Here is a 13527-nt window from a genome sequence, read left to right on the forward strand (position 1 = left end):
TTATAAATAGTTGATTGGATTGGTATTTGTATCTGCTAAAATAAGTGCAAAACTACTAATTTTTTTGCTAAGAAAAGAATATAGCAGATTTTTTGTAAACTGCTCGCTTTCATAGTGTCCAATATCGGCTAACACCAGCTTTTCCTCGGCTTTATAAAAGTCGTGATATTTAAGATCGGCAGTTATAAATATATCTGCTCCGGCAGCTTTTGCATTTTCGATGGCAAAAGCACCACTGCCGCCCAAAACAGCGACCTTTTTGATTGGTTTATTCAGCAATTCTGAATGTTTAATACAGCCAGAATTGAAGGTTTTTTTAACCTGTTTCAGGAATGATGTTTCATCCATTTCTTCCTCCAATTCCCCTATCATTCCCATCCCAAGATGCTGATTCCTGTTTTCCAGGCTGTGAATTTCATAGGCAACCTCTTCATAAGGATGGGATTTAAAAAGATTTTTCAAAATCCCTGATTCTAAATGTGCCTGGTAAGTGATGCCTATTTGTACTTCTTCCTCAAAATGGATCTGCCCTTTTTCTCCAATTACCGGATTTGACTCCTCGTTACCTTTAAATGAGCCCTTTCCAGTAATGTTAAAACTGCAGTTATCATAATTTCCAATGCTTCCGCCACCGGCACCAAATAAAGCATTACGCACTTCATCAGCATTTTTAAGCGGGACAAATGTAGTTAGCTTCTTTATGGAGTCTTTTCGTGGAATGAGGATCTGCCTGTTCTTTAAGCCAAGCTTTTCAGAAATCATATCATTTACACCTTTATGCTGATTGTCCAGAGCGGTATGGATGGCATATATGGCAATATCATTCTTAATGGCTTTTAGAACCGTTCTTTCCACGTAATTTTTTCCGTTGAGCTTTTTAAGCCCTGAAAATATGATCGGGTGAAAACTGATGATGAGGTTGCATTTTTTTTCAATAGCTTCATCTACTGTAGCTTCCAGGGTGTCCAGCGTTATTAAAGCACCGGCAACTTCTTTTGATTTATCCCCTACCAGTAGCCCCACATTGTCAAAATCTTCAGCATATCTGGTTGGAGCGAAATCTTCAATTTGGTTAATTACTTCCTGTATGGTCATAATTTAATATTTTAGCTTTCGGGTTAGGACAGGAGGAAAATTCGAAATTGTAGAAATATTCTCCAGTTTTTCCATTTTTTAGCCTTTTACTGTCCAAATATAAATATTATACAGAGCCTTTCATGCCGAATCCCAGAAAATTACTCTTCCCTTTTTCAGTCTTATATCACGCCGTGACCGGGCTTAGGAATGAACTTTATGATCGGGGTGTATTTAGATCTGAATCATATGGGCTACCGGTTATAGGTGTGGGTAATCTCAACATGGGAGGAACGGGAAAGTCGCCAATGATCGAATATCTTTTAAGAATGTTTCATAAAGATTATAAGCTGGCAACCTTGAGCCGTGGTTATAAAAGGAAAAGCAAAGGATTTCAGCTTGTAGATTTAAATGGATTAGCCAGTCAGGTAGGTGACGAACCACTTCAGTTCAAAAATAAATTTCCGGGCGTGACAGTAGCTGTTGATGCTAACAGGAGGGAAGGGGTAGCAGAACTGCTAAAGTTTTCTCCAGATGTGATTCTTCTTGACGATGCTTTTCAACACCGAAAAGTAAAAGCCGGTTTCTACATTTTGCTAACGGCTTATGGGGATCTGTATAAGGATGATCTTTTATTACCCGCAGGAAATCTCAGGGAGTCATCGGCTGGGGCAGAAAGAGCGGATATCATTGTTATCACAAAATGCCCGGAAGATTTGTCTTCAGATGAAATGCAGAAGATCAGGAATAAGCTGAAACCTAAAGCCTATCAGAAACTATTTTTTGCCACTATTAGCTATTCTGATCGTATATTTTCTACACAGGAATCAAGATTCCTGGATGAAATATCGGGTTCTGATTATTGTCTTGTGACCGGGATAGCAAATCCCAGGCCTGTGATTGCTTATCTTGAAAAGAAAGGGATTAATCCTCAACATTTCAAGTTTCCAGATCATCATAATTTTTCCGACAAAGAAATACAAAAGCTGCAGGCCCAACCCAAAAAGATCCTTACTACTGAAAAGGATTTTATGAGACTGAAAGACAGGTTGCATGATAAACCTTTGTATTACCTGCCAATAGAAATGAAATTATTGAAGCAGGAAAATGATTTTAAAAAGTCTATTCTGAATTTTATAAATAAAAAATGAGGTGCTTAGAACACCTCATTTTACTTTGGCTAATTCAAACTATATAAGATAAGTCTTCTCTATATAATCCTACTAGCCATTTTTTGAGCAAAGCACGTGCCAAAGAATTTAAACCGTTGTTTCTCTGGATGCTAGGTATTTATTTATCTTATGGAAGAACTCTTCTGTTTTATAAGGTTTTGGAATAATATCATTAAATCCGTTAAGGTAGAATTCATCTAGATTATCGTCTAAAGTAACCGCTGTTAAAGCAATAATAGGGATATCTGCATTGAATTTTCTTATTTCTACTGTGGCCTCAATTCCGCTTATTCCTGGCATATGTATGTCCATCAGGATCAGGTCAAAATGATTGTTCTTAACCTTTTCTATTGCAGTCGTTCCATTGTCGGCAACATCACAGATCACTTTGTTCTTTTCAAGTATCTTGCGTGTGATCATCTGGTTGATCTTATTATCCTCAACCACAAGAATACGCTTGTCTTCCATTATCTCATTAGATAGCTCTTTTTCTTCAACCTTAGGAGCAGCCTTAGTTTCGGTAACTTCTGCTTCAGGGGCTTCAAATTCCAGTTCAAAGCTGAATTTTGAACCCTGTCCCAGTTCGCTTTCCAGGTCTATTTCACTGTTAAGAAGGCTAAGCAGATTTTTTACGATTGATAGGCCTAAACCTGTACCGCCGAATTTTCGATTTATCTGGGTTGATCCCTGAGTGAAATTATCAAATATAGCCTTTTGCTTTTCTTTGCTGATACCTTCCCCGTTATCCTTTATCTCAAATTGAAGGAAAACTTTCTTGTCTTCCTGTTTGTTTTTCTTTACAGATATCCAGATATCTCCATTTTCGGTGAACTTTATCGAGTTACCAATAAGGTTAATAAGGATTTGCGAGATCTTAAGAGGGTCACCAATTAGTTTTTTAGGGATGCTCTTATCAAAGTCGAAATGGAGCTTGGTCTTCTTCTCATCTGCCGAATTCTTTAAGGCAATAAGAACATCAGACATTCTCTTCTCAAGATTGAAAGAAGATTTTACGATCTCTACCTTATTCGCTTCCAGCTTATTTAAATCCAGTATATTGTTGATAAGAGACAGTAGATATTCTCCTGAAAATTTCAGTGAATTTAGATGTTCTTTTTGGCTCTCGGTAGGACTCTCTTCTAACAGAAGGTGAGTTAGACCTGTGACGGCATAGAGAGGGGTCCTTAATTCGTGGGTGATAGTTGAGAGGAATTGTGCCTTGGCCATGGAAGCTTTCTCAGCATTTTCCTTAGCAAGTGTAAGTTCAGAGTTTTTCTTCTGAAGCAATTCGTTAGCTCTTGCTCTTAGATTATTGTTTTTATAAAGGGACAGAGTTAAAAGCGAAAGAATCGTGATAAGAGCTACACTTAAAATAGTAGTTAACTTATTAACCTTTAAGGTTCGTTCCTGTTCGGCGTTTTGCAGGGTGAGTTCATTTACCGTAGACTTTAAGGATTCCATACCTAATCGCTCAAAAGTGTCACTGGCAAGGGCTTCCTTATTCATATTGAAGACAGCCTCCTGGATCTCATTGGCCTGTTTCAAATATTCAAGTGCTTCTGCAGGTTTATTTAGGCGTTCTGCGATCTGACTAAGCAAGCCGAAAGAATACATAGTCATCCCGATATAATCTCCAGACTTGGCAAGGTTTAAGGCTTCCTGAGCCGCTTTTTCAGCCTTATTGTAATCACCTTCTAACATTGCTGCCCTGGCTCGATAGTAATGAAGCCTCGAGAGCTCATATTTATTTTCACTGCCTTTCAGATATATTTCAGCGTTATTGATTAAAGAGAAAGCTTGTTCTCGTTTATCGGGATTATACAGATAGACAATTGCTTTATTGAGGGCAATAAGACCTAATTGCTCAGAATTTTTTTCTTTTTCGTAGTAATCTTCGGCAAGATCAAAATATTTGATCGCCCGGTCATGTTCACCTTTTGAAAAGAATAATTTTCCATAAAGAATGTAAGAGTAGGCAAGGCCAGCCTCATCATTTATTTCACGCTGGATATTTATAGCTCGTTGAAGCTGGGTCACACCTTTGTCGTATTCATGTCTTACATGATACATACGAGCAAGAATACTACTGGATAGTGCGATATATCTTTTGTGATCTATGCGCTTCGCTAACTCCAGAGATTTATTCAATTGCCTTTGAGCTTTGTCAAATTCCATCATGTCGATAGAATTTTCCGCCTGACTAAGAAGTTGTTTTATTTCCTTAGGGCTGGGCTGTGCTTCATCTATCTTTGAATCCTGAAAACTCAAGGTTAGAAAGCAACAAAGTAGTATTAAGGTTAGCTTTAAGTTCTTCATTCGGGAAAATAGCAAACAGCTGTTAATGTGGTTAAAGATAGCTATTTATCGTTAATGAGTGAAATTAAATCGATAAGACGGTTAGAATATCCAATTTCGTTATCATACCAGCCTATCAGTTTAATAAGTTTTCCACCAATTACAGAAGTCATTTGTGCATCAAACACGCAACTAAACTGGCTATCAAGAATATCTACACTTACAATTGGATCTTCGGTATACTGAATAATGCCATTCATTGAATTTTTTGCAGCATCACGGAACAGATTATTTACTTCTGCAATGCTTGTCTCTTTTTCCACGTTCAAAGTCATGTCTGTAAGAGAACCATTTGGAACCGGCACCCGAATTCCACAGCCACCAATAACACTGCTCAGATCTGGAAAAATACCGGTTAAAGCCTTCGCGGCACCCGTAGTGGTTGGGATTATTGATTGGGCTGCACCACGACTTCTTCTAAGATCTTTATGCGGTTTGTCGTGAAGGCTTTGATCAGAAGTGTAAGAATGTACGGTTGTAATATAAGCCTGTGTTACCTTAAGGTGATCGTTGATCACTTTTAACATTGGTGCCGCATTATTAGTGGTGCAGGAAGCATTGGAAATTATTTTCTCGGTACCGTCTAAAATATGCTCATTTACCCCCAGAACTACCATTTTTATGTTCTCATCCTGAGGGGGGACTGAGAGGATCACCTTTTTCACCCCTACTTTAAGATGGGGCTTTAAAGTTTCTTTAGTTTTAAATTGCCCTGAACATTCTACCACATAATCTACCTGGTAGTCATTCCATGGAATATCTGCCGGCGATCTAAAATTAATTAAGGGAATGAAATTTCCGTTCACTAAAATCCCGGAATCAGTTGAAGAGACATCGGCTTTTAAAGTTCGATGAACACTGTCATATTTCAGGAGATGAGCCAGACTTTTCGCATCGTGAATATCATTGATCGCAACCACCTTGATAGTGGGGTGATCTAAAAGGATGCGAAAGAGATTTCTTCCAATTCTGCCAAAACCATTAATGGCAATATTAATAGTTGCGGCCATTTACTGACTAATTAATATGTTTTTGAGCTTTGTAAGAAGATCTCACCAAAGCACTGCTTTCTACATGTCTGAAGCCCAGGTCCAGCCCTATTTCTTCATATTTTTTGAACTGATCTGGGGTGATGAATTGCTTAACAGGCAGGTGTTTTTTACTTGGTTGAAGATATTGCCCTATAGTAACAACATCTACCCCGGCATCTTTAAGGTCATGTAAGGTTTGGATCACTTCTTCTTCCTGCTCTCCAAGTCCAAGCATGATCCCGGATTTTGTCCTGTTTATTCCGCTATCCTTTAAATATTTTAGAACAGCGAGACTTCTTTCATATTTTGCCTGAATTCTCACTTCCCTGGTAAGCCTTCTTACGGTTTCCATATTGTGAGAAACCACTTCAGGCATAACTTCCACAATCCTATCTATATTTCTTTCGTTACCCTGAAAATCTGGTATGAGGGTTTCAAGAGTAGTTTCGGGATTCATTCTTCTAATGGCTTTCACGGTTTCAGCCCAGATGATAGATCCCATATCTTTCAAATCATCACGGTCTACACTGGTAACAACCGCATGTTTGATCTTCATTAACTTGATGGATCTTGCTACTTTTTCCGGTTCGTCCCAATCCACAGTTTCAGGTCTTCCGGTTTTTACACCGCAAAAACCACACGACCGGGTACAAATATTACCCAGGATCATGAAGGTTGCAGTACCTTCACTCCAGCACTCTCCCATATTTGGGCAGCTCCCTGAAGTACAAATAGTATGAAGGTCATATTTGTCTACAAGACTCCTTAATTCAGTGTATTTTTTTCCGGTAGGAAGTTTTACACGAAGCCATTTAGGTTTTGGCTTTCTTTCGGTTTTCGTTTCTACTGGCGCAACGTCTGTATTCATAGCAAAAATCTGTGGGTCAAAGATACAATAATAAGCTGAACTGCATAAATTAGACTAGGCAGCTTTTGATTCCTTACTTAGCCTTTTCTGGCTTCAATAATTTCAGCTAACAGCTTCTTAGCTCTAAGCAATTTTATCTTCACATTGTTCATAGGTTCATCGAGGCTATTGGCGATCTCTTTGTAGCTTTTTTCCTGAAAAAACCGAAGATTGATCACCTCCTGATAATGTGGTTTTAGTTGTTTGATATCTGAAAGTAATTGCTCCAGATGTTGCTCCTTGATAAGTTTATCCTCGATACTCGGTGATTCATCAGCAATTTCGTTGAGCCTGTTTTCATCCTGAACACTGGTCTTTGAACTTATCGAAGCATTTTTCTTTCTTATCTGGTCAATATGGATATTTTTTGAAATAGCTATAAGCCAGGTGGTGAAAGAGTAATTCTCATCAAAGGTATCTATCTTATTGAAGGCTTTTGAGAATGTTTGAATGGTGATATCTTCGGCTTCATATTCATTTTTGGTTTTCTTTAATTGAAAACCATATACATCGTTCCAATATCTGTCTAAAAGGTAGTTAAAGGCCGTCTGGTTTCCATCTTTAGCCTCCCTGATCTTTTCCAGAAGTTCGTCCGGATTTATTTCCAATGTTTTGGTTTTGAAATGAGGTTAGATATAAAGATAGCCATTTGCAGGAAGATTAAAAAAAGATCGAAAAACGGAAAAAACCAGACCACATCTGTTTCATTCAGTTTTTTTGCCGATTTAAAATATACAAAAGCTTCAGTGATAAGCTTGAAACCTAATATGCCCAGAACAATTTGAGGATATACCTGAAGCACTAACAACAATGCTAATAAGATCCAGAAAAGCACCCTGAAAATGTAAAAAGTTCCCAGTAAGAATTTATGTTTCGGCTTGTAGTGTGTGGCCACCGATACATGCCTCCTTTTTTGGTTGAACCATTCTGAGAAATTATTTTTCGGAACACTTCTGGTGATCGCTTGGGGATTAAAACAAATCGCTGTATTGCTGGAATTGGACGCTTCATTTACAAAAAGATCATCATCACCAGACCTTAAATGTAAATGATTGGCAAAACCTTTTAGTTCATAGAACTGAGTTGAGGTATACGCCAGGTTTCTTCCCACGCCCATATAAGGTGAACCCAGTCTCGCATATGAAAAATACTGGATAGCCGTTAGCAATGTTTCAAACCTGATAAGTTTATTCAGTAAAGAACCTGAATGATTGAAATAGCCGCCATATCCAAGAATTATTGAAGTTCCCGGCTGAAAATTGCTTGACATCTCTCTTATCCAGTTTTTGGACTGCGGAGCACAGTCGGCATCTGTAAAGAGTAAATGTTCGTTTCTCGCTTTTTTTATACCCAGCGTTAGAGCATATTTCTTATTGGCCCAGAAGGCTTCATTGTTCTGTACATCAACGATTTTTATTCTGGGATCACTTTTCTGAAATTCTTCGATAATCTCCAGAGTGTTATCAGAAGAAGCATCATTAATCACGATTACCTCAAATTCAGGATAATCCTGCTCAAGTATGGCTGGTAGAAAGTTTTGGAGGTTTTCAGCCTCGTTCTTTGCACAGATTATTACGGAAACCGGAACTTCGGGGTGTAGTTTACTTTTACTTCCGGCGGTAGCGAAAGAAAAAAATGAAAAGAAATAAATGAGATTTATTAAGGTGACAAAAATGAATAATCCCAGTAGTATTGTTCCCATTCAGCCTATTTGGTCTTAGAGGTTTCAGAACAATTTTCCATTTCATCAGGCATTTTTCCGCAAAAACTACATGGTTCCCCAGATTTATTTAAATAAGGGTTCTGGCTGGCACAGGTGCCGGCAAATTTACCTCCTTTTTTACCCCATATTTTTATTGCAATACCTGCAAATGCCAGGGCTAGTAATACTATACTGATTATTAATAATTTCATATCCCATTGTGATTCTGTTGCAAAAATAATAATAAAAAAAAGCATGGGAAAATAGCTGGCTGCATTAGTATAACCTTTACACTATTTAACTAAAATTTAATCAAAACAGAAATCGTAAGTACCTTTTACGCAATATCTTGCGTTGTTAATCACTAAAAAAACTACAATTATGAAAATGAAAATTTTATTTATGCTTTTGGCCCTGTCGGCAATTGTATTCACTTCATGTGATGACAATAAGAAGAAGGACCAGGAAGATAAAGAACGTATGGAGCAAATGGAGGCGGAACGGGAAGCCGAAATGAATGCCGAGAAGGAGAGAATGGAAATGGAATCCAATAGTATTGCCGCGAAGGCAATGGAAACCGATACCTTGAGCACTTTGGTAAGTGCCCTGCAAACTGCGGAAATGGCTGAGCTTTTAACTGTGAGTGAAGGGCCATATACCGTTTTTGCTCCTAATAATGCTGCATTTGCGAAAGTGGATAAGAAAACTTTGGATAATCTGATGAAGAAAGAAAATCAGGAAGATTTGAGTTCTTTATTAGAATATCATGTTGTTGAAGATGAAATAACTTCTCAGGAACTGGTAGAACTGATCAATGATAATGATGGTGAGTATACTATTGTTACGCTTGAAGGAGGAGAGTTGAAAGCTACCCTGGAAGGAGAAAATGTAATAATAACCGATGAAGCTGGTAATAAAGCCAAGGTAGTTCAGGCCGATGTTGAAGCTTCAAATGGAATAGTGCATATTATTGATGCAGTTGTGATGAAGAAAGCATAGAAGATTATATCCACGGTGAAACAGGGGGCTGCGATTGAGTAGTTCCCTGTTTTTTTTATATAATATTCACTTCGGGTTCTAATTGTACCCCGAATTTTTCTTTGATTTCTTCCTGGATCTTTTGGGAAAGTGCCAATATCTCGCTGCCGGTAGCTTCACCATAATTTACCAGTACCAGGGCCTGATTCTGGTGTACTCCTGCATCCCCTTCCCGATATCCCTTGAAACCTGCCTTATCAATCAACCAGCCCGCGGGGACTTTGATCTCGTCATCAGAAACGTGGTAGGAGGGTATGCCAGGGAACTCTTCTTTTAGTTTATCGAACTGCTCCGTGCCGATAATGGGATTTTTAAAGAAACTTCCGCTATTTCCAATTCTTTTGGGATCTGGTAATTTTGATTGCCTAATACTTATTACAGCATCCGAAATATCACGAATGGAAGGTGAAGTAATCCCGTTCCTTTCCAACTCAGATCTTATTGAACCATATTCGGTGTGGAGACTATGATTCCTTTTAGTAAGTCGAAAGTTTACCGAAGTAATTATATACTGATCCTTCAGTTGATTTTTGAAAACTGAATTTCGATAGTCGAATTCACAATCTTCAAGACTGAATTCACGCTGCTCCAGGGTTTGAATATTCATGGCATGGCAGCTAACAAAGGTGTCTTTAAGCTCTACCCCGTAAGCGCCTATATTCTGAATTGGTGCCGTACCTACATTTCCGGGAATAAGGGACAGGTTTTCAATTCCGCCGAAGTTTTGATCCAGTGCCCATAATACAAATTCATGCCAGTTTTCCCCGGCGGCTGCTCTAACCATTACTTCATCCTCGGTTTCGGAAATTATTTCTTTCCCTTTAATCCCCAAATGGATCACGGTTCGGTGAATATCTCCCGTTAATAACATATTGCTGCCTCCACCCAGGATAAATAATTCTGAAGCATAGGTCTTACGAAGAATAGCCCTTAGGTCATCGACGTTTTTAACAGAAATAAATCTATCTGCTCTAACGTCGATGCCAAAGCTATTATGGTTTTTCAGGGAAAAGTTCCGCAGTATTTGCATTAATTCTGCAGGTTATATTCTTTTAGAGCTTTTTCTAGAATGCTTATTGAACGTTCGAGGTCTTCCTTTTTCAGGACATAGGCTATTCTTACTTGGTTTTTCCCTGTGTCGGGAGTAGAATAGAAGCCTGCCGCGGGAGCTACCATCACAGTTTCATTGTTATCTTCAAAACTTTCCAGAAGCCATCTTGCAAAATCATCAGTATCTTCTACAGGCAGTTCGGCGATACAATAGAATGCACCGTTAGGTTTTGCCACCCTTACACCTTCGATTTTTTCGAGGCCATCTACCAACAGGTTTCTCCTGTAGGTATATTGATCTATTACCTCATCAAAATATTCCTGTGGAGTGTCAAGTGCGGCTTCACTGGCTATTTGAGCAAATGTAGGAGGGCTAAGCCTCGCCTGGGCAAATTTCATTGCTGTAGAGATCACATCCTTATTTTTAGAGACCAAACAGCCAATTCGCGCCCCACACATGCTGTATCTCTTGGATACTGAATCAACCATAATGGCATTATCGGATATTTCTGGTAAGCTCATTATAGAATGATGCTCGGCTCCTTCATAGGCGAATTCCCTGTAAACTTCATCTGAAAGTATAAAAAGGTCATGTTTTAAGGCAAGATCTGCCAGTTGTTTAACCTCATCCCTTGTATACAGATAGCCTGTTGGGTTACCCGGATTACAAATCAAAATCGCTTTTGTTTTTTCAGTGATAAGTTTTTCGAATTCTGAAATAGGAGGAAGCGCAAAATTGTTCTCTATACTAGCCTTGATTGGTTTTATCTTAACACCTGATGCCGTGGCAAAACCATTGTAATTAGCATAAAATGGTTCAGGGATGATTACTTCATCTCCCGGATCGGTGATACTTCCCATAGCAAATAACAGGGCTTCAGAACCACCGGTAGTGATGATAATATCTTCTTTTTCAACCGGCAGTGCCGTTTTCTGATAATATCCCGCAAGTTTCTCGCGGTAGGTGTCAAATCCTGCAGAATGACTATATGAAAGAACCTCAATATCATGGTTTCTAACCGCATCTAATGCACTTTGAGGAGTCTTGATGTCTGGTTGACCAATATTTAACTGATATATTTTTCGTCCTTTTTTTACGGCAGCTTCGGCAAAAGGAACAAGTTTTCTAATCGGAGATTCGGGCATTTCCTGGCCCTTATTTGAAATTTTAGGCATTGCATTTAATTTGTGGTATGCAAAATTGCAAAATTAAAGCATTAATCAATAATAATACGGGGGTAATTATCCTCTATTTTTCGTAATTTAACGTGATATGATCTGCTATAAGAAAACACTGGTCTGGATCATAATCATATTAATTTCAGCCATTTCCCCGAACGCTTTCTCGCAAAACGATTTTTTCATAGAAAATGATAAGGGAAAATTCAAGCAAAAATTTGATCTGATTAATGATCTCGTGATAATTCCCGTAGAAGTTAACGGGCGGGAACTGTCATTTTTACTAGATACAGGGGTCAACTCTACTATTATTTTTAGTTTATCCAGTGAAGATTCTACCAGCCTTAAAAATCCTTTGACCGTTTATCTTAAGGGAATGGGAGTGGGGAAGCCCTTGAGGGCTCTCAAAAGTAACCATAATACTTTAAAGGTTGGAGATGCTATTAGTGAAGATCATAGTATTTATATTATAGAGGGGGAGGTTTTTAGTATTTCAAACCGTCTTGGTTTCGCTTTAAATGGAATTCTTGGGTATGATTTCTTCAAGGATTTTGTAGTGGAATTCAATTATAAACGAAAATTCATGAGGGTTTACGATAAGGATATATATAATTATGATAGCTGTAGGCGATGTGTGGACCTTCCTTTGAACTTTTATCAAAATAAGCCATATGTGGAAGCAGAGGTTTCTATAGAAGGAGAAGATCCTAAACAGGTTGATCTGCTTTTAGATAGTGGCTCGGGAGATGCTTTATGGTTATTTATTGATGAAGAGAAAGGAATTTATTTACCTGATAAGTCATTTGAGGATTTCCTTGGTTTCGGGATCAATGGTAGTGTATATGGTCATAGAAGCCGTATCAATGCTCTTTCTCTGGACAGGTATGATCTGGAAGCCATAACGGTGAGTTATCCTGATAGTATTTCCTTAGAAGCCGTTACCTCTTTTGAAGAACGGGAGGGAAGCATAGGTGCTCAGGTATTGAAAAGATTCCACTCTGTTATGGATTATAGCGGAAGAAATTTGAGACTTAAGCCTAATAATGATTTTCATGATCCTTTTGAATATAACATGAGTGGAGTAGTGGTGAAGCATAATGGTTATCGGATAGTGAAGAATGCCGCTGCCGGAAATACTTTCCAGATTCAGGATAGTGATCCTGCCGAAGAAGGAACACGGGTATATCAAACCACAAGACAGGTGATTTACAGTCTGGAACCAAGTTATGAAATAGCCGAGATAAGACCTGACTCTCCTGCCGAAATGTCTGGCCTTATGATAGGAGATGAAATAATTAAGCTCAATGGTCGCCCGGCGTATAAATATAACCTACAGAGAATCTCAGAGATTTTTTCCTCTAAAGTAGGGAAACGAATATGGATGGAGGTTTTGAGAGATGGTAAAACTCTCGAGATCGAGTTTAGGCTAGAGCGTATTTTATAAAAAAAGCCCTCCGTAATGGAAGGCTTTAATTAAAGTTTATGGTGAATTCTAACTGTCGTCAGCTTCATCTATAACCGTGCCTTTGATTTTCAGGGCTTTTACTGGTTCTTCAGCATTAGAATATACGGTTACTGTTTTTCTTATCGGGCCAACTCTCTTAGTGTCGTATTTGACCTCGATTTTTCCTGTTTCTCCTGGTAGAATCGGTTCTTCAGATTTTTTAGGTACTGTACATCCGCAACTGGATTTCACGTCTTCAATTACCAATGGAGCGGTTCCGGTATTGGTGAACTCAAATACTCTTACACCGTCACTACCCTTTTTTATCTCGCCATAATCAATGGTCTCCGATTTGAATTCCATTTTTGCGGTCTTCTGAGCCTGCGCTGTCGCGAACCCTGCAAATACAAATATGGCGATTGCAATTAGTTTTTTCATAATTCTGATTTTTTATAAGCGGAAAAGTAAAGATAAGCCGAAATACTTCAATTCTCAAAAATTTTAATCATTTCAGCAGCTTTCATAATCCTCTATTAATAATTACTTTTGCCATTATTTCAAAAATCAGACCAAGA

At 38.4% G+C, this 13527-nt stretch carries 13 protein-coding genes; 3 read left to right on the forward strand and 10 right to left on the reverse strand.

Going from position 1 to position 13527, the window contains the following annotated elements; genetic code table 11:
• Complete coding sequence (locus NE848_RS00935; RefSeq protein WP_252110340.1) at positions 1–1095, reverse strand: Nif3-like dinuclear metal center hexameric protein; 1095 nt, start codon at positions 1093–1095, stop codon at positions 1–3.
• Positions 1096–1217: 122 nt separating this feature from the next.
• Between NE848_RS00935 and lpxK the strand changes: the two genes are divergently transcribed.
• The gene (lpxK, locus tag NE848_RS00940) at positions 1218–2225 is read left to right on the forward strand and encodes a tetraacyldisaccharide 4'-kinase (protein WP_252110341.1); all 1008 of its coding nucleotides are present in this window, start codon (positions 1218–1220) and stop codon (positions 2223–2225) included.
• Between the two features lie 108 nt (positions 2226–2333).
• Here lpxK and NE848_RS00945 read toward each other — a convergent pair whose 3' ends face one another.
• From NE848_RS00945 to NE848_RS00970, 6 genes are all read right to left on the reverse strand, one after another.
• Complete coding sequence (locus NE848_RS00945; RefSeq protein ID WP_252110342.1) at positions 2334–4562, reverse strand: hybrid sensor histidine kinase/response regulator; 2229 nt, start codon at positions 4560–4562, stop codon at positions 2334–2336.
• 41 nt (positions 4563–4603) lie between these two features.
• Complete coding sequence (gap, locus tag NE848_RS00950) at positions 4604–5611, reverse strand: type I glyceraldehyde-3-phosphate dehydrogenase (protein WP_252110343.1); 1008 nt, start codon at positions 5609–5611, stop codon at positions 4604–4606.
• 7 nt (positions 5612–5618) lie between these two features.
• On the reverse strand, positions 5619–6500 hold the full coding sequence (gene lipA, locus NE848_RS00955; protein ID WP_252110344.1) for a lipoyl synthase: 882 nt from the start codon (positions 6498–6500) through the stop codon (positions 5619–5621).
• A gap of 77 nt (positions 6501–6577) precedes the next feature.
• On the reverse strand, positions 6578–7147 hold the full coding sequence (locus NE848_RS00960; RefSeq protein WP_252110345.1) for an RNA polymerase sigma factor: 570 nt from the start codon (positions 7145–7147) through the stop codon (positions 6578–6580).
• The gene (locus NE848_RS00965) at positions 7138–8241 is read right to left on the reverse strand and encodes a glycosyltransferase (protein WP_252110346.1); all 1104 of its coding nucleotides are present in this window, start codon (positions 8239–8241) and stop codon (positions 7138–7140) included. The genes NE848_RS00960 and NE848_RS00965 overlap by 10 nt, the downstream gene beginning before the upstream one ends.
• A gap of 5 nt (positions 8242–8246) precedes the next feature.
• Positions 8247–8453, reverse strand: a complete 207-nt coding sequence (locus tag NE848_RS00970) for a membrane or secreted protein (RefSeq protein ID WP_252110347.1) — start codon at positions 8451–8453, stop codon at positions 8247–8249.
• A 169-nt stretch (positions 8454–8622) separates the two neighbouring features.
• Between NE848_RS00970 and NE848_RS00975 the strand changes: the two genes are divergently transcribed.
• On the forward strand, positions 8623–9240 hold the full coding sequence (locus NE848_RS00975; protein WP_252110348.1) for a fasciclin domain-containing protein: 618 nt from the start codon (positions 8623–8625) through the stop codon (positions 9238–9240).
• A gap of 55 nt (positions 9241–9295) precedes the next feature.
• Here the strand turns inward: NE848_RS00975 and murB are convergent, their stop codons facing one another.
• Positions 9296–10309, reverse strand: coding sequence for a UDP-N-acetylmuramate dehydrogenase (gene murB, locus NE848_RS00980; RefSeq protein ID WP_252110349.1), 1014 nt, complete (start codon positions 10307–10309; stop codon positions 9296–9298).
• On the reverse strand, positions 10309–11505 hold the full coding sequence (locus NE848_RS00985) for a pyridoxal phosphate-dependent aminotransferase (RefSeq protein ID WP_252110350.1): 1197 nt from the start codon (positions 11503–11505) through the stop codon (positions 10309–10311). Before NE848_RS00985 ends, murB begins: the two co-directional genes overlap by 1 nt.
• A 97-nt stretch (positions 11506–11602) precedes the next feature.
• Between NE848_RS00985 and NE848_RS00990 the strand changes: the two genes are divergently transcribed.
• Complete coding sequence (locus NE848_RS00990; protein ID WP_252110351.1) at positions 11603–12952, forward strand: aspartyl protease family protein; 1350 nt, start codon at positions 11603–11605, stop codon at positions 12950–12952.
• 48 nt (positions 12953–13000) lie between these two features.
• Here the strand turns inward: NE848_RS00990 and NE848_RS00995 are convergent, their stop codons facing one another.
• Positions 13001–13390 carry a DUF1573 domain-containing protein gene (locus tag NE848_RS00995; protein ID WP_252110352.1) on the reverse strand — a complete coding sequence of 130 codons (390 nt, stop codon included), beginning with the start codon at positions 13388–13390 and terminating at the stop codon, positions 13001–13003.
• Positions 13391–13527: the final 137 nt, after the last annotated feature.

The organism is Gramella jeungdoensis (assembly GCF_023805255.1).
Taxonomy (GTDB): domain Bacteria; phylum Bacteroidota; class Bacteroidia; order Flavobacteriales; family Flavobacteriaceae; genus Christiangramia; species Christiangramia jeungdoensis.